General features: G+C 47.4%; 25 protein-coding genes. 6 read left to right on the top strand and 19 right to left on the bottom strand.

Going from position 1 to position 25,358, the window contains the following annotated elements; all coding sequences use genetic code 11:
* Window positions 1–164 precede the first annotated feature (164 nt).
* Genes B5Z18_RS03555 through B5Z18_RS03590 form a run of 8 tightly spaced genes read right to left on the bottom strand, consistent with a single transcriptional unit; the run spans window position 165 to window position 6,381 of the window.
* The gene (locus B5Z18_RS03555) at window positions 165–746 is read right to left on the bottom strand and encodes a 4'-phosphopantetheinyl transferase family protein (protein WP_079468013.1); all 582 of its coding nucleotides are present in this window, start codon (window positions 744–746) and stop codon (window positions 165–167) included.
* Window positions 743–997: an acyl carrier protein gene (locus tag B5Z18_RS03560; protein ID WP_079468014.1), complete on the bottom strand. Its 255-nt coding sequence runs from the start codon at window positions 995–997 to the stop codon at window positions 743–745. The genes B5Z18_RS03555 and B5Z18_RS03560 overlap by 4 nt, the downstream gene beginning before the upstream one ends.
* Window positions 998–1,007: 10 nt before the next feature.
* Window positions 1,008–2,282 carry a beta-ketoacyl-[acyl-carrier-protein] synthase family protein gene (locus tag B5Z18_RS03565; protein WP_079468015.1) on the bottom strand — a complete coding sequence of 425 codons (1,275 nt, stop codon included), beginning with the start codon at window positions 2,280–2,282 and terminating at the stop codon, window positions 1,008–1,010.
* On the bottom strand, window positions 2,275–2,721 hold the full coding sequence (locus B5Z18_RS03570; RefSeq protein WP_079468016.1) for a 3-hydroxyacyl-ACP dehydratase FabZ family protein: 447 nt from the start codon (window positions 2,719–2,721) through the stop codon (window positions 2,275–2,277). Before B5Z18_RS03570 ends, B5Z18_RS03565 begins: the two co-directional genes overlap by 8 nt.
* Before the next feature lie 3 nt (window positions 2,722–2,724).
* Window positions 2,725–3,498, bottom strand: coding sequence for an SDR family oxidoreductase (locus tag B5Z18_RS03575; RefSeq protein WP_079468017.1), 774 nt, complete (start codon window positions 3,496–3,498; stop codon window positions 2,725–2,727).
* Window positions 3,492–4,544, bottom strand: a complete 1,053-nt coding sequence (locus tag B5Z18_RS03580; protein ID WP_079468018.1) for a type III polyketide synthase — start codon at window positions 4,542–4,544, stop codon at window positions 3,492–3,494. Before B5Z18_RS03580 ends, B5Z18_RS03575 begins: the two co-directional genes overlap by 7 nt.
* A complete protein-coding gene (locus B5Z18_RS03585; RefSeq protein WP_079468019.1) occupies window positions 4,541–5,251 on the bottom strand; it encodes a methyltransferase domain-containing protein in 711 nt (236 codons plus the stop codon). Before B5Z18_RS03585 ends, B5Z18_RS03580 begins: the two co-directional genes overlap by 4 nt.
* Window positions 5,242–6,381, bottom strand: coding sequence for an NAD(P)/FAD-dependent oxidoreductase (locus B5Z18_RS03590; protein ID WP_079468020.1), 1,140 nt, complete (start codon window positions 6,379–6,381; stop codon window positions 5,242–5,244). Before B5Z18_RS03590 ends, B5Z18_RS03585 begins: the two co-directional genes overlap by 10 nt.
* A 198-nt stretch (window positions 6,382–6,579) precedes the next feature.
* Between B5Z18_RS03590 and B5Z18_RS03595 the strand changes: the two genes are divergently transcribed.
* On the top strand, window positions 6,580–6,897 hold the full coding sequence (locus tag B5Z18_RS03595) for a hypothetical protein (RefSeq protein ID WP_079468021.1): 318 nt from the start codon (window positions 6,580–6,582) through the stop codon (window positions 6,895–6,897).
* 89 nt (window positions 6,898–6,986) lie between these two features.
* Here B5Z18_RS03595 and B5Z18_RS03600 read toward each other — a convergent pair whose 3' ends face one another.
* A complete protein-coding gene (locus B5Z18_RS03600; RefSeq protein ID WP_079468022.1) occupies window positions 6,987–7,538 on the bottom strand; it encodes a GNAT family N-acetyltransferase in 552 nt (183 codons plus the stop codon).
* A gap of 116 nt (window positions 7,539–7,654) precedes the next feature.
* On the opposite strand from B5Z18_RS03600, the gene B5Z18_RS03605 reads away from it, so the two are divergent.
* A complete protein-coding gene (locus B5Z18_RS03605; protein ID WP_235015868.1) occupies window positions 7,655–8,920 on the top strand; it encodes a hypothetical protein in 1,266 nt (421 codons plus the stop codon).
* Between the two features lie 47 nt (window positions 8,921–8,967).
* Here B5Z18_RS03605 and B5Z18_RS03610 read toward each other — a convergent pair whose 3' ends face one another.
* The 4 genes from B5Z18_RS03610 to B5Z18_RS03625 all read right to left on the bottom strand — a co-directional run bounded on the left by B5Z18_RS03610 (window position 8,968) and on the right by B5Z18_RS03625 (window position 12,664).
* Window positions 8,968–9,591 carry a hypothetical protein gene (locus tag B5Z18_RS03610; RefSeq protein WP_079468023.1) on the bottom strand — a complete coding sequence of 208 codons (624 nt, stop codon included), beginning with the start codon at window positions 9,589–9,591 and terminating at the stop codon, window positions 8,968–8,970.
* Between the two features lie 84 nt (window positions 9,592–9,675).
* Window positions 9,676–10,860: a glycoside hydrolase 100 family protein gene (locus B5Z18_RS03615; RefSeq protein ID WP_079468024.1), complete on the bottom strand. Its 1,185-nt coding sequence runs from the start codon at window positions 10,858–10,860 to the stop codon at window positions 9,676–9,678.
* Between the two features lie 2 nt (window positions 10,861–10,862).
* Entirely contained in the window at window positions 10,863–12,008 is a 1,146-nt protein-coding gene (locus B5Z18_RS03620) for a glycosyltransferase family 4 protein (RefSeq protein WP_079468025.1), read from the bottom strand.
* Window positions 12,005–12,664: a PIG-L family deacetylase gene (locus B5Z18_RS03625; RefSeq protein ID WP_079468026.1), complete on the bottom strand. Its 660-nt coding sequence runs from the start codon at window positions 12,662–12,664 to the stop codon at window positions 12,005–12,007. Before B5Z18_RS03625 ends, B5Z18_RS03620 begins: the two co-directional genes overlap by 4 nt.
* 130 nt (window positions 12,665–12,794) lie before the next feature.
* On the opposite strand from B5Z18_RS03625, the gene B5Z18_RS03630 reads away from it, so the two are divergent.
* From B5Z18_RS03630 to B5Z18_RS03640, 3 genes are all read left to right on the top strand, one after another.
* Complete coding sequence (locus tag B5Z18_RS03630; RefSeq protein WP_227024582.1) at window positions 12,795–13,397, top strand: DUF1349 domain-containing protein; 603 nt, start codon at window positions 12,795–12,797, stop codon at window positions 13,395–13,397.
* Between the two features lie 172 nt (window positions 13,398–13,569).
* A complete protein-coding gene (locus tag B5Z18_RS03635; protein WP_079468027.1) occupies window positions 13,570–15,105 on the top strand; it encodes a sulfatase family protein in 1,536 nt (511 codons plus the stop codon).
* Between the two features lie 237 nt (window positions 15,106–15,342).
* Window positions 15,343–17,163 carry an ABC transporter ATP-binding protein gene (locus B5Z18_RS03640; protein WP_079468028.1) on the top strand — a complete coding sequence of 607 codons (1,821 nt, stop codon included), beginning with the start codon at window positions 15,343–15,345 and terminating at the stop codon, window positions 17,161–17,163.
* Between the two features lie 50 nt (window positions 17,164–17,213).
* On the opposite strand, the gene B5Z18_RS03645 is transcribed toward B5Z18_RS03640, so the two are convergent.
* From B5Z18_RS03645 to B5Z18_RS03660, 4 genes are all read right to left on the bottom strand, one after another.
* A complete protein-coding gene (locus B5Z18_RS03645; protein WP_143313482.1) occupies window positions 17,214–18,023 on the bottom strand; it encodes a glycosyltransferase family 2 protein in 810 nt (269 codons plus the stop codon).
* A 389-nt stretch (window positions 18,024–18,412) separates the two neighbouring features.
* A complete protein-coding gene (locus B5Z18_RS03650) occupies window positions 18,413–19,852 on the bottom strand; it encodes a DNA/RNA non-specific endonuclease (RefSeq protein ID WP_079468029.1) in 1,440 nt (479 codons plus the stop codon).
* Between the two features lie 79 nt (window positions 19,853–19,931).
* Window positions 19,932–20,348: a hypothetical protein gene (locus B5Z18_RS03655; protein WP_143313483.1), complete on the bottom strand. Its 417-nt coding sequence runs from the start codon at window positions 20,346–20,348 to the stop codon at window positions 19,932–19,934.
* Window positions 20,349–20,460: 112 nt separating this feature from the next.
* Entirely contained in the window at window positions 20,461–21,363 is a 903-nt protein-coding gene (locus B5Z18_RS03660; protein ID WP_079468031.1) for a BPSS1187 family protein, read from the bottom strand.
* 108 nt (window positions 21,364–21,471) lie between these two features.
* Here B5Z18_RS03660 and B5Z18_RS03665 point away from each other — a divergent pair, with 108 nt between their 5' ends.
* Window positions 21,472–22,143 carry an MgtC/SapB family protein gene (locus tag B5Z18_RS03665; protein WP_079468032.1) on the top strand — a complete coding sequence of 224 codons (672 nt, stop codon included), beginning with the start codon at window positions 21,472–21,474 and terminating at the stop codon, window positions 22,141–22,143.
* A gap of 68 nt (window positions 22,144–22,211) precedes the next feature.
* Here the strand turns inward: B5Z18_RS03665 and B5Z18_RS03670 are convergent, their stop codons facing one another.
* Both B5Z18_RS03670 and B5Z18_RS03675 read right to left on the bottom strand, forming a co-directional pair.
* Window positions 22,212–23,429: a family 16 glycosylhydrolase gene (locus B5Z18_RS03670; RefSeq protein ID WP_079469963.1), complete on the bottom strand. Its 1,218-nt coding sequence runs from the start codon at window positions 23,427–23,429 to the stop codon at window positions 22,212–22,214.
* 183 nt (window positions 23,430–23,612) lie between these two features.
* Window positions 23,613–25,337, bottom strand: coding sequence for a cellulase family glycosylhydrolase (locus B5Z18_RS03675; protein ID WP_079469964.1), 1,725 nt, complete (start codon window positions 25,335–25,337; stop codon window positions 23,613–23,615).
* Between the last annotated feature and the right edge of the window lie 21 nt (window positions 25,338–25,358).

A 25,358-nucleotide genomic window follows, 5' to 3' on the forward strand; every position in this document is an offset into this window, starting at 1 on the left:
TGCTACATGATGGTAGTTTATTAGCATTATGTATATACATACCTACAAATTAATCATGATGAGGGTGGGAACATGATTTTAAACCGGTTTTTACCAGGGTAGTTAACCCGGTTTTGCTTTTTTACAGCAATGAAACGTCCGATGTTATTTTTAAGTCAGGTAGGTTAAAGGGGGTATTTGCCGAAGTCTTTCAGTTTTACAATGCCACAGTATTTTCCATGATGGCTCACAGAAACCGGCATACTCCTGCCATCCTCACGGTGAAGGATATACGGTATTCCATTATCATCTTTATAAAATAATTCCTGTAAAGAAAGTACTTCCTGCATAAAATCTGCATAGTTTTCACCAGCAGCCTGTTTTGTAAATACGGCCGCGTGTTGTATCAGCCGGGGGTTTTCGGCCGCATAGGTATGGATACAATGATCCGTAATAAAACTCTGATAACAATAGGTATGTTGATTATATAATACGATGCCGTTATAGCACCCGGTTGAAGTAACGTCCTGTTCTACCTGGCAGGAAAACCTTTGCGGTGCATACCGCCTTTCGCGGGTATTACGATGCACTATTTTATACACCGCTTCCTTACAGCTCCACAGCAACCAGGTGAATATTGCCGGGGTGGCGGCCTCCCGGATCATCCTGATTTCCTCCGGCAGGAACAATTTCTCCAGGAAGCCTTTGCGATCAATACGGCTTTCGGTGGCAGCAGCCCGGAGATCTATAATGTCGTTGCCGATCATTTTTCATTCAGCTTTGCTTCCACGATATCGAGGGCAGCCTGCACGTTGAGCATACGTTCCATTTCTTCGTTCTGGATTACGATATCGTATTTCTCTTCTACATCCAGTACCACGTCTACCAGGTTGGCAGAATTAATTTTGAGGTCATTGATAAAATCGGTGGAAGTATTGATGGTTGCCAGCGCTTCCTGATTCTTAGCGTAGGGCCTTACTATTTCTCTCAACTGCTCAATGAATGTCTCTTTGTCCATATTATTTTGTTTAAGATTGCAGGTATTTTTGTAGAATAATACAAGCGTTTACATCTCCAAAACCAAAACTCGCTTTCGCTGCTAAATTTATGTCTTTATACAATAGCTGTTCCGGAATTCTTTCCCGGTCTACCAGTGCCTGAATATCAGGGTGAAGATCTTCACAGTTGATATTGGGAGATACAAATCCTTCCTTCAGCTGCAATGCCACCGCTACCAGTTCAATACTTCCGGAGGCGCTGAGACAATGCCCCACCATCGATTTCAACGCATTGATATAAGGAAAGTTTTTCCCGTTGCGCTGAAGGGCGGTACACCAGTTAGCTATTTCCTCTGCATCTTTGCCGGTGGCGGTAAGGTGACCGTTGATCAGGTCAATATCAGCGGCCTGCACACCTGCCTGTTGAAGGGCCGCTGTAATGCAACGCTGCACTGCAACGGGGTTGGGGGCCGTCATACTGCCACCGTTCCGTTGCCCGCCGGAATTGATATTGCCGCCCAGTACTTCTGCATAGATGGTAGCACCGCGTTCCAGCGCGCTATCCAGCGATTCCAGTACCAACGCTCCTGCCCCGCTGCCGGGAACAATACCGCTTGCGGTAGCGCTCATGGGCCGGGAAGCTGCTTCCGGGCGTTCATTAAATTTGAAGGTGCTTACTTTCATGGCATCGAAGCCACCCCAGATGTAAGGACCACTATCGCTGGTACTGCCGGCCAGGATACGTTTAGCATGACCGTATTTAATCCGCTCATAAGCCATCAGTACACTTTCTGCGCCGGTGGTACAGGCAGAGGAATTGGTGGTTACCTGGTTGCCGAGCCCCAGTTTACCACCGAGGAAAGCGCTGATGCCGCTGGTCATGGTTTGCGTAACTGCGGTGCTGCCTAAACGACGCACCTGTAGTTCATCTACCTTATAAACGGATTCGCGGAATTTATCCACGCCGGAAGTACCGGCGCCGAAAATGGTGCCGCTGTCCCAGTCGGGGGTTTCCGGTGCAATGGCTAATCCAGCATCAGCCCATGCCTGCATGCCGGCTATTACACCGTAAATGATACCGGAACTGCTCAGCTGCTTTAGTTCCAGCTCTTCAAAATACTGCTGTTGCAAACTTTCCGGCACATCCGGCTTACCCGCAATCTGGCAGGAAAATTTCAGCGCGGCCAGTTGTTCATCATAACGGATACCGGATATTCCTTTTTTGATCGCTTCGCTGAAAGCGGCGATGCCGGTGCCGTTTGGCGCTACTACTCCTAAACCTGTTATGACAACCCTGTTATTCATTTTTACTATTGATGATCATGCCGGCCATCGTTCCATCGCAGACTAATGCACCGGCAGTATTATATAATGCCACGCGGCATTTTAACTTGTTAAAGCGGAAATATATTTTCGTGGCCTGCGCCTTCACCGTTTCACCGGGCGCCACAGGCAAGTAAAAGTCGATGTGGGCAGAGGTCATGGCTACCGTGGGTAACTGCTCCTGTATCTCATCTCTCAAAAGATAAATACCCAGGCAGGCCAGCCCTGTTTGCGCCATTACCTCTGTAAGCAATACGCCCGGCGTAACAGGAAGCCCTTTAAAGTGGCCCTTATAGCAAGGCATATCTGCGTGAAAGGTATATATACCCGTTACCTTTTCTTCATCGATATATTCCAGTTCATCCACAAACAGGAAAGGCGGTGCATATGGTAAATGCTGCAGGATCTCTTCTTTTGTCATACGCTAATGAATATGTGTTCCTCCGTCCACCGGTATAATGGCGCCATTGATCCAGGCGGCTTCATCTTTGCACAGCAGGTATACTACATTCGCAACGTCTTCCGGGGTGGTAAGCTGCCGGAAAGGGTTCCTTTCCCTGCTGTATTCCAACAACGCTTCGCTACCCGGAATTTTTCGCAACGAGGCGGTGTCGGTAACCCCGGCGCGGATGCAGTTGGCCCGGATGCCATGCGGCGCAAATTCCAGCGCTATGCTCCGGGTAATGGATTCCAGCGCCGCCTTCGCAGCAGATACTGCTGCATAGTGCGCCATTGCTTTATAACTACCATCGCTTGTAAAAGAAAGGATACGTGCATCTGTGGCAAACAGTTGCCTGTGGAGGATATCGGCCGACCATTCGTATAAGCTCACCGCCATATGGCCGATGGTGGTATTGAAATCGTCTGCCTCCAGATCCGGTAACGCTTTGAGGTTGCCCCTTGCGATACTGTGCAGCAGGCAGCGGATACGGCCCGTGCCCATCGCTTCCTGTAACTGCTGCAAGATGTCTGCACGTTTTTCCGTGTTAAGTACATCGGTGTTAAAGGTCAGCAACTGCACGCCCTGTGACCTGATCTCCTCAAACTGCTGTTGGATCTCTGCCAGTTCCACGCGGGTATTGCGGTGCACAATGCAGATGTTCATGCCATTCGCCGCCAGCTTACGTGCCGATGCCAGTCCAAGCCCGCTGCTGCCTCCCAATATTAATGCCCAGTAAGGTGCAAACTCTGTTACCATTGTAATAATATTCTTTGTGCGGAAAAGCCCGGGCCGAAGCTCAACATCAGTCCTTTATCGCCTTTGGGCAACGACTGCTCCATAAACCTTTCCAATACATATAACACCGTAGCGCTGGACATGTTGCCATACGACCGCAGAATTTCTTTGGTATCGTCCAGTTTCTTTCCCATAGTGCGGAACAGTTCTTCCACGAGGGTAATGATCTTTTTTCCGCCGGGATGAAAAATGAGATGGTCGATATCTTCGATAGTAAGATTATTCTTTGCCAGGAAAGGATGTACGATATCGCCGAAGTGCGCTTCTATTTTTTCAGGTACTTCTATATCCAGCACCATTTTTAAACCGGTGTTGGAGAGATGGAATCCCATCAGGTATTCCGCATCATAGAAGTGATACATTTCTTCCGCGATAATTTCCGGACCGGGATCCTGCTCATGTGAAGAGAGGATCGCGCAGGCGGCGCCGTCGCCGAAGATGGCTGCACTGACGATATTGGCCATCGAAAAATCGTCGAGCTGGAACGTAGCGGTAGGCGACTCCACCGCTATTACCGCCGCTCGTTTACCGGGGTTGGCCTCCAGCATTTTTTTGGCATAGATGATCCCCGAAACTCCCGCGGCACAACCCATCTCCGTAACGGGCAGGCGTACAATATCCTGGCGCAGCTGTAATTCATTGATCAGGTATGCATCCAGGGAAGGGATCATGATGCCGGTGCAGCTCACGGTGATGATATAGTCGAGATCTGTTCCTTTCAAACCGGCTTTATCCAGCGCGCTTTGCAGGCAGGTCCGGCCCAGGGCAATCATCTCCCGCTGGTAGATATTATTTTTATCTTCAAAAGAAGTACTGGTAAATACTTCTTCAGGTCCCATAATAGAATAGCGTTTATCCACGCCGGCGTTTTCAAAAATCTTGATCACCTTGCGGATAAATCTTTCTTCCTGGCCCTGGAGCCATAAGGATAAGTAAGGGATAATTTCAGCGGTGGTTCTTGAGTAAGGCGGTAGTGCTTTTGTGACAGTCTGAATTTTAACGCTCATAGTTTATTGATTATCCATTGATACCGGAACGCCCATTTCCATTTGAGAGAATACTGATCAATATTAAGTTCAGCCGATAAATGTTGTAATTCTTTCTTTTTAAATCCCCGGAGAATGGATACCAGTCCATCTTCCCTGACCATATTATTTAAATTAAACACAAAGCATACCAGTTGAAACAGGCGGTATGCCAATGCGCTGCGGTGCAGGTCATTAACGACTACTCCTTTCCCGGCCTGCCGGTAAAAGACTTTCATCAGTTCCCGGATTTCTGCTTCTTTAAAGTGATGCAGCGTAAGCGTGCATAAAATAATATCATAGCGTTGCTCCCGGAAGGCCGGCTGCGTAATATCCTGGCAATAATACTCAATGTGCGGATAATCTTTTGATAAATTCCGTGCATGCGTTACCGTAGCCTGGTTGGCATCAATGCCGGTAAGTTTTATTTTTCTTTGGGAAGAAAAAGTATCCGACAGTTGCCGCAGCATATCACCGTTGCCGCAGCCGATATCCACGATGGTAATTTCCTCGCTGGCGGGAATATTTTTGATGAGGGCCGCTACCCCTTTGCGGGTGATGCGGTTGCCTCCCAATAAGAAATTGATTTGTGCTATTTTATCCAGCGTAGCTTTCAGCAGATCGCCGTCCATACTGAAATCGTCCATGATTTCGGTAGCCTGGCTCCGGTGCCGGGTTTTTACACGCATTCCGGTACGGCATTTAACGGTTTCCCATGCGTGCGCCTGATGATTCCCGGCAGCAGGCCGGGGAAGAGGATCAGTCCTTTCATCATGGTAGCGGAAAGTTTTTCATTGCGGAACAACCGCGATAATACACGGCCGGTGCGCATACGGCCACTGAACATTTTGTTCCAGGCTTTCGTATAATTCTGCTCCATCAATAAACGGTTACGTGTGGCGGCTGAAAAATATTCCAGCACCTTATCGGAGGCTATCTGCGCGCTTTGTATGGCCATCGCCATACCGTTGCCGCAAAGCGGGTGAATAAGCCCAGCAGTATCACCAATCATCAGGATATGATTCAGTACCTTTTCTTTATCTGTAAAAGATACCTGGCTGATGGTTAAAGGTTTATCGAACAAGGCGGTGCTGTTTTCAAAGATATCCTTCAGATGCTGATTACGATACAACACCTGCTCGCGGTGTGATTCTATCTGCTTAAAATTTTTAAAACTCTCATAGCTCACCAGGTAGCAGATATTCAGGATATCATCTTCTACTTTTGATACGCCGCAATATCCGCCGTCGAAATTATGAAGCCCAACAGTATCGGCCGGGAAGTTGCCACGGTAGTGCGATTTCACGGCCAGCCAGGGCGATTTTTCATTAAAAAACGGACGGGCAAGTTTTCCATCAAGCGCAGCTCTTTTGCCATAGGCGCCCAACACCACCGGCGCTGAAAAAACGCCATAGCTGTTGGTATCAATGAAAAAACGGTCGTTTTCAAATACCACGTTGGTAACGGTATCTTCAATTAACTCCACCCCGTTTTCGATCATTGTTTGCATCAGGAACTGGTCGAACGTATACCGGCTTACACCAAACCCTCCCAATGGAAGCGGTGTTTCCAGCGTTTTGCCATAATGATCTGAAATAATTAACCGGTTGATCCGGGAAGGATGCAATACCGAAGGATCTGCCCCGAGCGACTGCAGATAAGGTAATACTTCATTGGAAACATACTCCCCGCATACCTTGTGCGAAGGGTATTTACTTTTTTCGATCACGGTTACCTGTAATCCTGCTTTCGATAAATGAATAGCACTGGTGAGGCCCGACAAGCCCCCACCGATAATAATAACATCTCTTGAACCCATAACCCCTATGGTTAAAACAATAACAAGCTCCGACACAAAGAAGGTAGCCTACCCCAATATAATGAATTTATAGTTGATTTTACTTTCGCTAAGATCAGAATATTCTTTATAAATCATGGTCTTATAAAACTTAACATTGCCAATATTATTTAATTGTTAATTTTGAATATAATATATTTTGTAAATAAATAATGCTCCATGACTGATTCGAGTAAACCAACCGGCAAGCATCTTAAAAAAGAAGCTGGTGTAAAAGTAGCCGAAGTATTAACCGCATTAAGCGATTTAAAAGAGAAGCTGGGAGAGAAAAAATTTCTCCGGAATGTAAAAAAGGCCACTAAAGCGATGATAGCAGGACTAACAGATAAACCAAAAGGACCTGCCAAGCCGAAGAAGAAAGTTGCAGCAGAGAAAGCCGCTGCGCCCAAAGCCAAAGCCAACACTCCCAAAGCCGCCGACAAAAAAGTGACGCCTAAGAAAGCTGCTCCCAAGAAAACTGCCGCTAAAAAAGCTTAATCCTGCATCTGTAATTCCTGTGAGTGTCTTTATTGTTCCTGGTTGCAGGAATCAGTATTGTCATGTCCTCAACCGGACAATAGAGATACTTACAGGTCCGGCGTTTTATCCCTTACATACCGGTTAACGTCGTATCCTTTGTCGTCCCATATCATGCCTTTCACCACCAGCGCTTCATGGTGGAATCCTGTTTTAATCAGCACCCTTTCAGAGGCTTCGTTGCCGGGTAACACGTCTGCAACGATCTTTTTCAGATCCAGTGCGGAGAAACAATACTGTACCACCGCCTCAATAGCTTCGGCCATGAAGCCTTTACCCCAGTATTCCTGTACCAGCGCAAATACCAGCGGCACCGTATCTGCCGTTTCATAATTATTGAAACCGATAAAACCGATCAGCGCTGTTTTTTCTTCCAGGGCAATACCCCAGCGGATCCCCTGCTTATCAGCAAAACGTTTTTTAAAAAGATCGATGACCGGTCGGACATTGGCCACTTCATTCAGGGGTATTACATGATAGTAGCGGGTTACCCGTTTATCTGTCAGCAGGTAAAACAAATCCGGCTGATGCGAATGCTCAATTTCAATCAGGTGAAGACGCGGCGTGGACAAGACGGGAAATATATCCGGCAGTAAACTCATATGCTGGTTGGGTCGTTTTAATAAACCCAATATAAAAACAATTGCACCACACAACCAAAAATGTTATTTCTGCCAGTCAAAAAAAAGTATCTTGTTTTCAAAATTTATTCCACGACATGTTAGCATTCACTCAGCGTCCGGCGGCAGCATTGCTGGCTGCAGGCATTAGTTTGTGGGCGATGACCGCCCGCTCCCAATCACCCTCCTTCAACGAAAAAGGCATTACCCGGCCTGCGTTGGAACATTACCTGGATCATGCGGTTACCATGACCGAATTTCTTTCGGTAGATCCTTACGCCTCCGATGCGCCTTATCCCCACAAAGAAGACGACATCCGCCTGATCCGGAACATCGGGGCAAAGTTTATAGGCCGCGCCATATACCGCTGGGGCGGGGAATCGGTACTCAACAACAAAGATTTTCTTAGTCGCGCCAAACAGCTGGTACAGGAAGTGCATAAAAATGATCCGGAAGTAATTTTCCAGGCTGCCCTGTTTGAGCAGATCAGCGAACAGGTAAACACGATTCCTGTTCCGGCGTGGGCATTCAAAGCATTAGGGTTACCGGCGGAAGACCGGCACTTCCAGTACGCCGGCATGCTCAACACAAAAGGTAAACTGGTAGATCACTGGAGTAAAGGCAACAGCGTACCGGACATTACGCGCGTGGAAACGCAGCTGTGGTTTATGTTCCTGGCGGGCACCTACATGGAAGTGGGCTGCGAAGCGTTGCACCTCGGACAAATTGCCCTGATAGGCATGGAAGATCCACAACTGACGGAATGGGCCGCCTTCCTGGAAAAATTACGAGCCTATGCAAAAGATCACACCCGCCATCACTGGGTATTGCTCGATGCACATACGCCATCAGGTGGTATGGTAGTCAATGATAAAAGCTTACTGGATTTTAACTCGTTCCCGCTGCGCATTAAATCAGTGCCGGCGCATCCGCAGGAAGGTATTTTAGAAATGGGTTTTACGGATGCCCTTTTCGGGAGAAGCAAAGGCGGTATTACACCCAGTGGCTGGAAAGCCGCGTCAATGCCTTACCTGGTGGAGTTGGATAATTTTGGTATCAGCGATCATCCGGGTGTGCCGGATACCACTACCATTTATCCGTGGGGCTTTGATGAAATCAGCTGGTTTTATCAGCAACCGGAACAATACCGGAACAACTGGCTGCGATATGCGCATCAATGGGTAGCAGATCATGACGCCAATGGTCATTTGCAGATGCCTGTTACCCGTGTAGTTACTTTAGGCCGGAAAAAACCAAGACTGAAATACCGGGCCAATACCCGCTCTGCGCAATGTCCGGATGGCATGAACGATGAGGCGACAATCAAATCCATCTGGCAGGCGGCTGATGCAAGGAAGAAGTAGGGACCATCACCGGTTATCTTTCTTCCAAAAGATAACCGGTAACTCTTTTATTTCTGTTTCACCAGTTTCATCACTTCAAAGCCGGTTACAACAGCGGAAGATTCTACCTGGTTAAGATTCAGTGTCAGCAACAGCGTATCTGCACTCCAGGAAATTTTTCCACCCGCAGCCTGTACTTCAACAGTACCACCACCATAGGAAGGAGTTTCCATTACACCCGCGCTGAAATAAATAGAATCTGCTCCTACCAGTTTATAGGGGTTGGAAGCATTATACGGATCCATCGCCATCTGGAAAGGCATTTGCAGATCAGTGATCAGCTCTCCGTTCATGTACAGCACATTCCTGATAACCGCATCGATAGAATAGCTCATGCCTGTTATCTTGAAAGTACTTCCATCAATTACCACTACGCCTTTGTTATTGAAGGTGGTATAGTCGCTGTAAACAATGGCTTTGGCGCCTGATTCCGATATGCTGCTAACGCTGTTTACACGAACGCCTGCAAAGTTCCAGGTGCCTTCAATTTTATTATTGCCTGTTACAGGTGGTGTGGTGGGCGGTGGTGTGGTAGGGGTAACGTTATCCGGGCCGGCCATTTCAAGGCTTCCGCAGGAAACGAGTGTTGTGGCAAAAACTGCCAGCAGCATCAGGGATCTGTAGGTATTCATCTTCATAAGTTTAAAACACAGGGATAATGGGCGTAAAGTTACCATCAATTGACGAACGAGTTTCATCAATCTTTCATCAAGTTATCATGAAACAGGTTGCCGCATTCTCATTTCTTCAAAGAAGGGGGTACGTCTTTCTTCCACGCATTTCGCTGCATACAGGTACAGTGCGGCGCTCCAGGTTTGCCACTCCTGCCCTTTTGCAGTACCATCCTGTGCTTTCAGCCATTCATTGAAACCGTAATCCACTGTTCCGCTGTTGGAAATAGTAATTATCCTGGTGAGTTCCAGCAGTTTCTCTTCTGCCAGCCGGTACTTCTTTGCGGCTACCAATGCGGCTACATAAAAACCACAGATGAAGGGCCAGATGCCACCGTTATGGTATTCTCCGGGGAGATTAAAAAAAGTGTAACGTTCGTGCCAGTCGTTGTCGCCCGGTTTCGTATAGGGGAAGAAGTTAGGCGGCAGTTTTACAGCCAGCTGGTTGTTTTTTATCAGCTCTGCACATTCATCTTCAATCCATGATACCATTTCCGCGGCCCTGGTGGGCGCTGCAATGCCGGAGAGTATAGCCAGGCTGTTGCCCAGCAGATCAAACCGTTCGCTGCTCAGTACTTTGTAGGACCACATGGCATAGTAGGGTTTGTGTTTCACTACCAATCCTTCGTGCACATGCCGGTGTTGTACACCACCGGTAATGGTGAATCTTCCCATTGCCTGCCGTACTTTCTCCGCACGTTCATGATGCCCGAGGATACGGAGATAACTATACACAAGCGTGTTTACAAATAGTCCGTACCCAAGCACCCATTGTTCATCGCGCCAGTCGCTGGTAGGCTGTTGCGCCACCAGGTAACGGTCCGAGGGACTTTGATATTCCATCCACTGCAGCGATCTGTTCACGGCTTCTTCGAGGAACTGTTCATTTCCCGACAGCTTGCGATACATACCTGTCACGAGCAGGAAGAGCGGCGTGCTGTCGCTGGCGCCCAGGTCTTGTTTATCGTGTACGAGGGAAGAAATATGTCCGTGTGGGGTTTGATTTTTCGCCAGTGTTTCCAGTACTTTCCGGATGCTGTTGATCAGCACCTGGTTGCCGGTTACGCCCACGCCAAAAAACGACAGGAGAAGATCTCTCGTGTATGGTTCAGGGTATCCCCATCCCGCAGTGCGGGGGAGGCCGTGAAAAGGACCGTTTACATTATGCAGCAAAACCTTCAGGGCGGCGTCCCTGGCTGCATTGATGGTTAACCAGGAGGAAGCTTCCATGTTTAACGGATATTAAGTTTTTCATGCATCAGCTGCACAAACTGCCTTGCTATAACCCGGTAATCAAAATTTGCTACTACTCTTTTCCTTGCAGCTTTTCCTAACTGTTCCCTGTAGGTGGCATCTGTCATTAACCGTTGCAAATGCCGCCTGATATCATTTATATCTGCGCGGTAGTCGACCGTGCGGGGCGTGGAAAACACCACTTTGTGATCTGCTTCAAAACCCGACTCTTTGCCCAGCACTACTTCGTTCACCACAATTTTTTCTGCCACACCGGCCAGCAGTGCGGTTTCTCCATCTACCAGCGTATCCAGCATTCCCATTGCGCGAATGCCGATTACCGGTTTTTCGCAGGCGCCTGCTTCTACCTGCGGCATTCCGAAACCTTCCAGCCGCGAAGGGGCCACATAAATATCGCAGGCATTGATGAGATAAGGCATCTCCTCTCTTGATACAATGCTGGTAATATATTGCACCTTGCCATCCAGCCCGAGTTCTTCCGCCAGCTCCTGGTCCGCTTTGTTTTGTATGCTGGTGCGCGGCTGCGGCCATACTTTGCAGATATATTTCCAGTTGTCCGGCACTTCGCCGCTTAACTGCGACAACGCCTGCATCACTTCCCTGGCGCCTTTTGAGCAGGCGTCACCACCTATGGTGAGGAGCATCAGCTCATCCGGCGCCACGCCCATTGACTCCCGTATGGCTTTCACCCGCGGATGATCTTTTGGCAGCGGTATGAACCTGTCGGTATTGCAGCCAACCGGCAGCACGGCTATTTTATCACCGTTGATGCCATCGCGTATATACATTTCCTTTACCCACTGCGAGGTAACGAGGATCAGCGGCAAATCATTCAGCACGTCCTGGTAGTTGGCGATATATCCATCGGCCACCAGCCAGGGAACCGGCTGCATGCCAAACCGCTGCGGATGCAGAACCAGCTGTGGACAATATCCCCAATAGCCCACGCCCACCACCACATCCGGCTTAAACGAACTGTAATACCATTCCTTTTCCAGCGGTGAGTCGTAATGTACCGCCAGCGCATTTACACCTATTTCCAGCAAACCGTGGTACAATAAATTTCCTTGTGTTGCCAGTCCCCCGGGAGCCGGCGGATAATCAAATAACAAAAGTACTTTCATAATTCAAACGGTAAACTGTTGAGCCACTGATGAGCTTCCCCGCTGTTATTAAAACACCAGAACGATTCCGCCAAAGGCGTGGTGGCTGCCTCCCAGCTATCAACCTTAAATCCATACGTTTGCGTGATCACCTCATATTTACGTTGCCAGATATCTTTATCCAGCACATGATAAATAGTTGCTTCAGGAATAGCTTCCGGGAAATAGGACTTTAATCCATCTTCATAAGCAAACGCCCAGAGCTCATCGGCAGTGATCCGGCCTTGTTGCCATAGCCGGATCACCGCACTGCTTACTTCTTCGTGGCGGAGATGCCGGGTATATTCCCCGCGCGGGTGATGGGTGATAACCAAATCGTAATGCTGTACCGGCAGCAGGGCAAGCACCTGGTTTTCCACCACCTCTTCCGGAAGTGGCGTTTGTTCCGGGCCATCGTCCATATCTCCCATCACACCCTGTGCTCCGTACAATTGTAGTGCCTTAAAAAATTTAGGAGCCCTGTCTGTGTCACCGGCGCGGCACAGGCTGATGATAGTCCAGTTCCACTGCGGATGAAACAGGATAGTGCCTCCGGCCCACAGCGTTTCATCATCGGGATGGGCTACAATAACGGCAACGGACTTTCTTTTTGTTACTTGAGGGTTTTCTTCGTTCATATTCATAACATTTAACGGGCAGGTTAAGAGGGTTCTTAAAGTTAACAAATCCAAAGCAGCTACCCATCACTAAAAATTATCCATTCCGGAGAATATTTATCATCTTACATAAAAATTTTACGGAAACATCATGAAAAAACTGGTAGCATTATCCGCTTTCATAGCGATGAGTATGGGACTAAAAGCACAAACTATGCAATGGTATAACACTCCTCAGAAATGGTCTGCAGATCATAACAAGATAAATGTGACCGTTGACCCCGGTACCGACTACTGGCAGGTAACGCACTACGGCTTCATCCGCGATAATGGCCCTTTCTATTTCCAGGAACAGGAAGGCGATTTTACCGCTACAGTAAAAATCACCGGTCATTATAAAGAGCTGTTCCATCAGGCCGGCCTGATGATCCGCAAGGATGCCAAAAACTGGATTAAAACCGGTATCGAATATGTAGACGGCGTACAAAACGTAAGCGCCGTAGTAACCCGTGAGGTATCCGACTGGTCTGTAGTTCCGCGTCACGACAGCCCCAAAAGCATGTGGCTGAAATTACTGCGTAAAGGAGATTATGTACAGATTGAATATTCTTTTGATAATAAGAAATTTGATATGCTGCGACTGGCGTATTTTCCTCCCGGCGGTAAAGTGCAGATAGGACCTGTGGCCGCAGCACCGGGGAAGTTGCCGTTTGATGTGGTGTTTGAAGAGTTTAAAGTGGTGGCGGAGAAGTGATTTTTTGAGATGCGGCCGCTGAGAGCGGCCGTTATTTTATTTTGTTTATGCATATCTGGCTTTGTTATTTCTTCATTCTTCAAAAAAAAGAATACCCTATACAATTTGTAGGATAATAAAATATCTTTGACCTGCCAGGGTAAACTGCCCATCAACAGATAAACGCATGAACATGAAAATCTTTTCCGCAAACTATCTTAAAAAAACCTGGGGATTGTTACTCCTGTTCGCTGCCAACAGCTATGCGCAGCAACAACGTCCCAACATTATCTTCATCTTCTCCGACGACCATGCCTACCAGGCTATCAGCGCCTATGGCAGCAAACTGGTACAAACGCCAAATATCGACCGGATCGCCGCTCAGGGCGCCATTTTCAAAAATGCCCTGGTCACCAATTCTATTTGTGGCCCCAGCAGGGCTACCCTGCTCACTGGCAAGTATAGTCACATTAACGGCTATACGCTGAATGAGAAAAAATTTGACGTGGAACAACAACTGTTTCCTGCCCTGCTGCAGCAAAACGGCTACCAGACAGCCTGGATCGGTAAATGGCATTTAGGCAACCTGCCAAAGGGATTCGACTACTGGCGTATCCTCAACAGCCAGGGCCAATACTATAACCCTGATATCATTGGCCCCAGCGATACTACCCGCATACAAGGCTACGTTACCAATATCATCACCGATCTCTCTGTTAACTGGATCAACAAACGCGATACGTCCAAACCCTTCTTCCTGGTAGTAGGCGAAAAAGCCACACACCGGGAATGGCTGCCGGATATCCAGGACCTCGGCGCATACGACGACAAAACATTTCCCTTGCCGGCCACTTTCAAAGATGACTACAAAAACCGCCTGGCCGCACAAAACCAGGACATGACCATTGATAAAACCATGCGCCTGAAAGAAGACCTGAAAGTGCATGCTGATTACGGAAAAGGTATCTATGGCCGGTTCACACCGGAACAGAAAAAAGCTTTTATCGATTACTATGAAAATAAGATCAGTAAAGAATTTGATGAACAAAAACTAACCGGCGATGCATTGGTGGAATGGAAATACCAACGCTACCTGAAAGACTACCTGGCGACGGCAAGATCGCTCGACAGGAACATCGGTCAGCTGCTGGACTACCTCGATAAATCAGGACTCTCAAAAAATACAGTAGTCGTATATGCCTCCGATCAGGGCTTTTATATGGGAGAACATGGCTGGTTCGATAAACGCTTTATTTACGAAGAATCACTACGCACCCCTTTCGTGATCAAATACCCCGGCGTAATAAAACCCGGCACTTCCATCAATCAGCTGATGCTGAACATCGACTGGGCTCCCACTTTCCTCAACATCGCCGGCGTAAAAGTGCCTGCCGATATACAAGGCACCTCCTTTTTACCCCTGTTGAAAGCAGATGCCAAAAATGTTCCCTGGAGAAAAGAAGCCTATTACCACTATTACGAATTCCCCCAGCCCCACCACGTATATCCGCACTTCGGTATCCGTACGGAACAATACACGCTGGTGCGCTTCTACGGGGAGTCCAACAGCTGGGAACTGTACGACCTGAAGCAGGACCCGCACCAGGTGAACAATCTTTATGGCCGGAAAGGCACGGAGCAACTCACCGCCACTCTGAAAGAGCACCTGAAACAACTCATGGTTCAATATAAAGATACGGAGGCGTTGAAAATCCTCTCGCAGCAATAATCGCTGATAGCCGCCCCAGGCCCGGGCGGCTATCAAATCTTTTGACAATTAAGCCAAAAGGGCTATTTTTGAGCCCTGATTGCAGTTTTTACTGGTGATCTGCAGGCTTGAATGTGCGACTGAAAAATATTCTTTAAGTTATTGATAAAAAGAAAATTAAAAACTTAAGGAACCGCATCAGCAACGATGCGGTTTTTTTTATGCACCGTCTAATCATTATACGATTATTGTTAAAATATGAAGACATACTTCCGACTCTTATCATTTGCTAAACCTATTAATAAATTTGCGATCCCCTATATCATCTGTGTCCTGTTGTCTGTAATATTCAGCACGCTGAACCTTGCATTGCTGGCGCCTTTGCTGGAAACGCTGTTTAACAAGGATCTCAATCAGAAAATAGCTCCCATGCCGGATAGCTATTTTGATATTTTCGCGGTGTTTAAACATTACACCACTACTATTGCCAGCGAATACGGTAAAATTAAAAGCCTCGAGTTTGTTTGCGCCTGTATTGCCGCCTCTGTATTACTGGGTAACCTGTTCCGCTATTTCGCGGACCGTACTATGGAAAGCTTACGCATACAAACCTTGCTGAACCTGCGTAAAACAGTATTCAACAATGTAATGAACCTGCACCTGGGTTATTTTAGTAACGAAAGAAAGGGAGATATCATTTCCAAAATTGCGTCCGACGTACAGGTAGTACAATATACGGTGACCGGCACCCTGCAGGTGTTATTTAAAGAACCGGCCCAATTGATCTCTTTCCTCGTCATCCTGTTCCTCATCTCCTATAAATTAACGCTGGTTTCTATGCTGGTGATTCCAGTGGCCGGTTTTATTATATCAAGAATTGTAAAAAGACTGAAAGAACAGGCTACCGCTTCGCATCAAACTTACGGTATGATGATCAGTTACCTCGATGAGGCGCTGAATGGCATCAGGATCGTTAAGGCATTTAATGCCGTTGGGTTTATTACCAACCGCTTTGATGAACAAAACCGCAAGTATTCCAAAATATCCCGCTCTATGGCTAAAAGACAGCAACTGGCTTCGCCCGTTTCTGAAACTTTAGGGGTGTTAATGGTGGCTGGTATCGTGTTTTACGGCGGTTCCCTTATTATCAATAACCAGGGGAATATGGACGGATCTACCTTTGTGGTGTATATCGCCCTCTTCTCCCAGATTATGCGCCCGGCAAAAGCTATTTCTACCGCGTTCAGCAATATCCATTCAGGAGTTGCAGCGGGCGACAGGGTACTGGAGCTGATCGATCAGCAATCGGCCATCACCAACGCGCCGGATGCCGTTACATTAAACGGCTTTACAGATGAGATCCGTTTTGATGGTGTTTCTTTCGCCTACGGCGAGAAGAAAGTACTGAATAACATTCACCTCAGCATACCCAAAGGCTCCACTGTGGCGCTGGTAGGCCCTTCCGGCGGCGGAAAGTCCACGTTAATGGACCTGATCCCCCGCTTTATGGATCCCCAGTCCGGCAGCGTCCTGATAGATGGTAAAAACCTGAAGTCCGTTACGATGGAGTCTTTACGCGCACTCATGGGTGTGGTAAACCAGGAGTCCATCCTCTTCAATGATACCATCTTCAACAATATTGCTTTTGCCAAACCTAACGCCACCATCGAAGAAGTGGAGGCAGCAGCCAGGATTGCCAATGCACACGATTTTATCAGCAAAACTGAAAATGGCTATGATACCAACATTGGCGATAAAGGGTCCAAGCTCTCCGGCGGACAACGGCAGCGTATCTGCATTGCCCGTGCCGTACTTTCCAATCCGCCACTGATGCTACTGGATGAGGCTACATCTGCCCTGGATACAGAATCAGAAAAAATGGTGCAGGACGCACTGAATAACCTGATGAAAAACCGCACCTCCCTGGTCATCGCTCACCGCCTGAGTACCATTCAGAATGCGGATCTTATTATAGTGCTGGATAATGGTCAGGTGGCCGAACAGGGTACCCACCAGGAACTGCTCAGCAACAACGGCATTTATAAACGGCTCATCGAAATGCAGACGTTTAGTAACTAAATAAAAAGGCCACCGTCTGGTGGCCTTTTTTATTTATATCTTTTAGTGAATTACTCCGTTGTTAAGTGGTGCCTGTAGCCGTTGGAACAATAGGCAATACCATGATTTAAGGTATCCAGGTAAACCCTGTAGTTGATATTTTCATGTACACGGGAATTAAAAGGATGATGCAGGTGATAACACACTGCTTTTAATTTTACCTTCTTCTGATAAAGTCCTGAGTTAATAAAACGCGCTGCCAGTTCAATATCTTCATGTCCCCAGCCTTTCAGCTCATTATTATAACCATTCACTTTCAGAAAATCTGCTCTCCAGAATGCGCAATTACAACCAATCCAGTTCCGGGAACGCTGACTCTTTTTAATCAGCAAAGGGGCCAGGAAAGGAATACGAAGCGAATTGATCCGGTTTCTCACATTTTTACTGAAAGACGACACCCGCTCAAACTGTCCGTTGTTCAGGTACTTCCGGGTAATCTCCTCCTGTAACAACACCCGGCTGCCGCGGATAAAATACCCTTTTTCCGCTTCCGTGATATGGTCTCTGATGAAAAGCTCATGCATCACAATGTCGCCATCAATCTGGATGATATAGTCAGAAGAGGTACCGGTAATCGCCTGGTTAATGATAATAGTCTTGCGGAAACCCTCATCCGGATGCCAGAAATGCTTCACCGGAATGTTGGTTTTTCGTCTGAATGCCTCTACAACATCCCTGGTAGCCTCTCCGGAGCCATCATCAGCTATAATGACTTCGTCAGGGAGGACGGTTTGTACCAGTACACTATCCAGCACAAGCTTCAATGCTTCCGGCCAATTGTATGTAGTAACAAGCAAGGCCACCGACACTCTTTCACCCATATTAGTTAGATATAAAATTAATGTTTAAAAAGCTCATATTGTTAAGCTTCCCTGGTATAACGCCATTTTATCCCTAATTATTTTACGCCATTCCTTTCGTTGTGTACACAGTATTTTTCCTGTTATATACGCATATAATCAAGAAAAGTGTAGGTCCATTTCCATTAATAATCGGCCAGTTATACTTTAAGTTAGCTTTGTAATTATAATAACGATCTAAGGCTTCAATAAGTTACATGTCGCTACCGTACTTTCAATAAAATTATGCCAATCTGGTTTTTATAGGAACTTATCATGATTTTTTTTCTGGATATTAGTTTACAAACTACAAAAACATAATAATTTTATGCAATTTATAATTTAATTGCCAGAACAACATAATATTTTTTTTAACGATACATTCTCTCCTGTCCTGCATCTATTTTCTTCACTAACTCCTGTCTTACTACCGGTGGCACCCTGTCCAGCAACTTATACCGGGTGGCCTTTTCTATTTCTTCAATGGATGTCAGGTAAGCGTTCCACCTGGCATTAACATCATTTTTATTGGGTGTATTCACCGCAATAATACGGGTGTTCTTATTAATACGCTGCAAATCATTATTTCCCTCCGGTAAAACCACCAGGATTTTCCAGATATGGTCCGGCACGGTAATTTTACGGCCATCTATTGTTTTTGCCAGTCCCTTGCTGCCGGTTCCTCCGCTGCCATAGCTACCCATGATCACATATACCTCGTTTCCTTTCATCACCAGCTCCCGTGTGTATTCTTCCAGGTTTTTCCACAAATGCTGGTTATGGTTGGGGGCCTGCGGGATCATATTGGTCATCAGGAAGGTGGATTCATTGGCTGCCCGGCTGGCAGTCCGGTCGCCCGAAGGGCAATTATGCCCCCTGTCGAAACCGCTGCCCATATAACTTGTTTGAGATACCTGGTACCAGCTTTCCGGAATGTCGGCATCGGGCCTGAAATCATTGGCCCTCGACATTTTGCCCAGATCCCTGCGCGATACATGCCAGGCAACCCAGTTCGGCGTGCCCTTGTCGCGGTTATACGACAGCTTGTAATATTCTTTATCCATCAGGTAATTATTCGCCATCACCAGCGATGCACTGGCATCGCTGGGATTACCGAGTAACAGGTTATCGTCATCGCCTCCTGCCGGTTTCTCCACCGGCTTAACGGGCGTTTCTTTTCCACCGGCCACCACCCGGAACACATCAAAATTGATCCGGCTGTTGCCGGCGTCTGTTTTACGGATATCAAACCGGATGGTGCCCGTACTCTTCGCGGTAAAGGTGGCTGTTTTAAGTACACCGGAACTAACACTAACGGGGTCACCCACACGAAAATAGCTTTGACCCCGGTTTACCGATGCCCACAACTCCCAGGTCCCTTTTTTGTCTGCACCATACCCGGCATATTTTAGTGTAACCGTTACCGTTCCTTTTACAGCAATATCGAATTTCATCCCGGCCATACCATTATCGCGGATACGCAACGCCTGTGCACCTGTTTTATGATCTTCCTCCAGGTTGCCGGTTACCGCATCTTTGAACTTCCAGGTACCGCTGGATAATTCCACGTCGCCGCTGTTATAATTTGTTTTGGAACCCGACTCAAAATCTTCTGCCAGTAAAAATGTACTGGTGCGGGTAGTAGTATTTTTTTTGTGAGATGATTTCTTTGCAGGAGGTTTTTCTTTATCTCCGGTAATTTTCCGGGAACAGGTAGTTACTGCAAATGCAGCGATGATCAATATAACGATAACGGCTAAACTGTTGAATCCCTGGTGCTGCTTCTTTTTTTTCCTCTTCTTCTTTGGCATAGAATGGTAACGAACGCCCGCGAAGATAAAGAATAAAAAACAGAGAAGACCACCAGTCTTCCCTGTTTTTTAACAGCGCTTAATAAAAGAGTTGCGATAATACATTGGAAGCATCATTGGTTTTGGGTTTCAGGCCAAGCAACTTTGTATACTGACTAAGCGTCAGCAATGTTTTCAGTTTAGAAAACAACCCGTTTTTCAATCCACCGAACTGCGACGTATAGCCACTGGGGTTAGATTGCTGCAACGGGAGTATAGCCGCTTTCTTTTTCAGAAAACCCGTTACCAGGTCCTGTACCTTTGGTTGCTGCGCACCCGTTAATGATAATGCCGGCGCTAACTTACTCAGTATACTGCCGGCAACACCTCCCGGATTGGATAAAGGACTCTGCACACTTCCGGCCGTTTTCTTCGCCTGATCCAGGATGCTTTGCGCCTGCGCGCTACCAATGCCCAATAAACAAACACATGAAAAAGCAACAATGATTCTTTTCATAACTGACGGGATTAAGTGATGGTGAATGAAGTACTGACTCTTCTCTAAATATAACACATAACTCCCGGAAAACGTTTTGGCCGGTTCTTTACTGAGAACCGGCTTTCTTTTTTTAATTCCCTGTAGCGCCGCTGATCATATATTTCCATACGGCTATAAAGTCTGTTCCCAGTGTAGATCCGTGCTTATCTTTCCGGTCCACATCCGTAACAAGAATACTATTCCTCGAATGAACCGGCATTCCCGGCTGCACCATCGTTGTATCGGTGACTGCGCGATGGCTCACCGCACTTACATCCTGCACCTGGTACTGATAATTAAACGGATCTGCGGCATGCAGAAACGCATAATACCTGTTCACCGGTGTGCGGCCCCGCTCCTGCTGCCAATGCGCCGGCGCATTAAAATACTGCAGGTAATCCTGTGGTCCGGAAAACATCAGCACGCCGCGCAAACGGAACTGCTTACCGAAATACGCTGCGTGCCCGGCTCCCTGTGAATGACCCGCTGCAATAATTTTATCCCAGCGCACCTGTCCGTTACGTACAAACTCACTCCAGCCACGATCCTGTGCCGCCAGGTATACCAACAGCTTTGTAAAACGGTTCACCAGGCTATTGGCGGAGTCCACTTCTACTTTATCACTCACCGGCGTACCAAACATGATCTCCTGGCGGAAATGATCAAAACAGGTGCTGTCTTCACTTTTGGAACATACCGTCGTGATCACCGTATTCACATAATCAGGAGTTACTACATAGTATCCCATAGCAGCAAACGAACTATCGAACGTACGGAAGTCGGTCGCCCGCCCACCGGTACCGGGAATCATCACAATCAGCTGATGGCGGTTGTTTCCCGCAGCGGGTTCTGCAGCGAGGTGCGGGCTATGTACGGTTTTTAATCCCTGCTGGGTGGCTGCCGGTTCTATGGTCCGGAACTTCACCTGCGCCTGGGTTACAGCGGAACAAAGCAGTGCAGCGGCAATGAATAAACGTGGTTTTGTTGGAAGCATGCGAAAAGTATAAATGAATTGATTTCAAGATACAAATTTTGACCTTCTTTAACAGTACGACTATACGTAAATCAGGATGAAAGGAAATTTATTGCGTAAATTAGTAGTATGATACCCTGGACGGAAATATTAATAAGATTATCGCTGGCAGCGGTTTTTGGCGGTATAATAGGTTTGGAAAGAGAACGGAAGGACTGGGCTGCCGGGTTAAGAACGCACATGATGGTGTCTGTAGGTGCGGCTTTAACCATGATGGTTTCCGCTTACGGATTTTCCGATATCCTGGGCCAGCCCAACATTGTACTGGACCCCTCCAGGGTGGCCGCACAGGTGATCAGTGGTATTGGATTTATCGGCGCGGGCACCATTCTTTTTTTGAAAGAAGGCGTGGTACGCGGTCTCACTACCGCAGCGGGCTTATGGACAGTGGCCGCTATTGGCCTCGCTACCGGCGGTGGTATGTATTTTGCCGCATTTATTGCTACGTCTATTGCCATCATTATCCTGTGGCTGCTGCAGCCGGTGGAAAAAAGATTCCTCAACCGCTTTGAACAAAAAACAATCCGCATCATCACTTTCGAACGGAGTAAATCCATTGAGGTAACGGATCAACTATTTCAAAACACCGCCCTCAACATCACCTCCTGCAATATTGAACAAACGGATAGCTTCTTCTTTATCACCGTTCGCTTTAAAAGCATGGATAAAGCCATTGTAGGCAAACTGATCGCAGATATACAGGCGGATACCGGCGTAAAAGAAGTATCGTGGAACAACTGATCTTTCTTGCCGGATCAATAAAAAGCCGGCCGTAAACACAGCCGGCCGGATCCATCAACCTATATAAATCAATACCGGAACGACTCCCAGCCGGAAATAGTGGTACGGTTACAGGTCATGGCCTGTGTACCGTTTTCACACGATACATATCGCCCGTTATTTCCGCGGAGTGCAATGCTGCCGTCTGTGTTTACCACCCAGTCAAATTTCTCCCAGTCGCTCACACTGGTACGGTTACACGTAATCGGGTTAACGCCGTTTTCTGATGAAACGTATTTACCCTGGCTTTTCAACGCCACCTTGCCACCGCCGGCATCTTCTACCGTAAACTGTTCCCAGCCCTGTGCAGTAGCGCGGTTACAGGTCATGGCCTGTGTGCCGTTTTCACTGCTTACAAAGGCATTGTTAAATCCTTTGAGGGTAATGGTGCTGCCAATGGGCGCATTACCGCCGCTGTTGGAAATGGAGTATACCCTTACATAGTCAACATACATATTGGCGGGGAGTTTACTTTCATCGATGGTTTGTCCGGGGAAATCGCCACCCACAGCCATGTTCAGGATGATAAAGAACTGGTTGTGGAATTCTTCTGTGCTGTTGATATTGTTCTGGATATTGGCTGTTGCAAACTGGTTACCATCCAGGTACCAGCGGATAGCGCTGGCATCCCACTCTACCGCATATACGTGGTAATCTGTAATAGTAGTACTGGAAGTGCCGCCATAGGAAACATGGCCGTTGGCATCCCAGTGAATGGTGCCATAAATAGTATTGCTGGTATTTACCTGCTCCATAATGTCTATTTCGCCGCATTTGGGCCAGCCTACGGAGCCTATGTTGTTGCCCAGCATCCAGAACGCAGGCCATAAGCCCTGCCCGGAGGCCAGTTTAATCCGCGCTTCAATACGCCCATATTGTGTGGTAAAATGCCCGGCGGTGTTCATGCGTGCGGATGTATAAGGCCAGCCGTTCACCGACTGCTTCCTTGCGGTGATCACCAGGTTGCCGTTGCTCACACTGGCATTGGACGACTGGTAATACTGCTTCTCATTATTAACACCCGGACCGGTTTCAAAAGACCATTTGGAAGTGTTTACACTGGTACCGTCAAATTCGTCAGACCAGATCAGCGTGTAAGCTGCGGCCGCCGCCTGCACTTCTTCCGCAGCAGGCCGGGCTTCCAAAGGTTGCAGATTATTGGTTGTTTTTGCCTCTTTTTTACAGGCAGTCATCATTACCATTAACAGGAAGGAACCTACGCTAATGGAGATCAGTTTTTCTTTCATGGAATGTACAATTAATAAAAAGGTGAACAAATAAGGCTAATGGATCAACGTGGAGCTAATTTTATCATGTGGAGTAAATATGCTGTTTGTAACCGGGCTAACAAAATTCAGGGCTACGTCAAAAGTACTTCGCGGTGATTGTCTTCCCCAGGGGTAAAACAATCACCGCTGTCAATTGCGCTCTTACTTTCTTTCAAAGATCATCTCGCTAAACATGCCTCCGCCCTGCACAAATTCCACCCGGATGCGTTGCTCACCCTTTGCCAGGCGGATATTTTTCACTATCACCGGCTGATCATCGGATGGCGCGGCGAGATCTGCTGCCAGCACTTTGCCATTATTGCTGATGTTAAACCTGGCGCTACCGGTATCTGCTTTTATTTTTATGGTAAGGATGTAGTTCCCTGCAGCGGCCACCCGGGTGGTATACTGCAACCATTCGCCGCTTTCAATATTAAATACCACGAACTCATTGTTTTCCTTTTTTATATCCACACCATCATTGCGGTAAGCATGGCCGCGGTTTCCCTGTGTATTTACACCGGGCGTATAATGGTAACTCGCGGTATCCAGGTCGTTATAAGCAGAAAGATTTCGTCCCAGGTCATAGTCCACGGCGCGGATCACAGCCTTGTCTTTTATGATATGTTCCCTGAAAGGAATGGCCTTACCGGAAGCCACCTGGCGGAACATGGCATCTGTCACATCTTTATGATAAATATTATTTTCAATCCGGGTGTTAGCGGCAAATTCCATCAGTGCGCGATAGGCTTCATCTGCCGCCGGTGCGGGTCCTTTGCCGTTCCAGTAGTCCAGGAGCGCCTGGTAACCGGGTGTAATTTTTATTTCCAGCAGGTTGTTGATCCCGATCTTTTTCAGCTGCCACCATGCCCAGCCAATGTCATTGCTTTCCACCATGCTGATGGTATTAGTGAACCAGTTGTTGGAATTTTCTCCGGACTCGCCCAGCCACAGCGGGAGGTTGTATTGCTCCCGTAAATCCAGGAAATTCCGGATGGAAGCTGCATTGGTGAAGTTGCCGTATTTGTGAAAGCTGATCACCATATTACTATCCCAGGCGGGCAAAATGCCCTTGTAACTATTCCCGAAACCATTTCCTTCTATAATGATGATGTGTTTTTGATCTACTTCCCGGATGGCTTTGGTGATAGCCACCATCAGCTGTTTCAGGGGAATGTTCTTTGTTTCTTTGGTGCCTCTCTTATCTCCGGCGTCTTCAAATCCCCAGTTGGGTTCGTTGATAATATCGTAACCGCCTATCCAGGGCTCATTGGCGTAGCGCGCTGCCAGCTTGCGCCATAAGGCAATAGTTTTATTCCTGTTAGCTTCGCTTTCCCAGAGAGATGGCTTTTCAGGGTGTCTGTCGGAGATAGGCAAATCGTTCCCCTGCCCTCCGGGTGCGGCGTGCAGATCGAGGATCAGGTACATATGATTGGCCTTACACCAGTTCAGTAAGGAATCAGTAAGAGCAAACCCTTTTTCCAACCAGGTATTTTGCCCGGCTACCGGTTCTTCCTCTGCCGGAAGCGTGTACAGATCGAAGTGCATGGGCAGGCGAACGGAATTAAATCCCCATGCTGCCATTGAGTCAATATCCTTCCTGGTGGTATGACTGGTAAGCCATGCATCATAAAATGCCTGTGTTTTTTCCGGTCCTATCAGTTCCCGGATCTTTTCGCGGATCCTGTATTGCTGGCCAATATTGCCCAGGCGGAACATATACCCTTCCTGCAGCATCCAGCCGCCGAGGCCCATTCCCCGGAGGATTACTTTCTCATTTTTTTCATTAACAATAACGGGCCCCTGGGTTTTCAGATATCCCTGCCCGTTAGCAGGCAGCATTGAGGCCAATAATAACGTGAGTGCTATAACGTGGAATTTTAGCATGTAAAATGTGTCTTTAAAAAG

It is taken from the genome of Chitinophaga ginsengisegetis (genome assembly GCF_900168065.1).
GTDB classification, from domain to species: domain Bacteria; phylum Bacteroidota; class Bacteroidia; order Chitinophagales; family Chitinophagaceae; genus Chitinophaga; species Chitinophaga ginsengisegetis.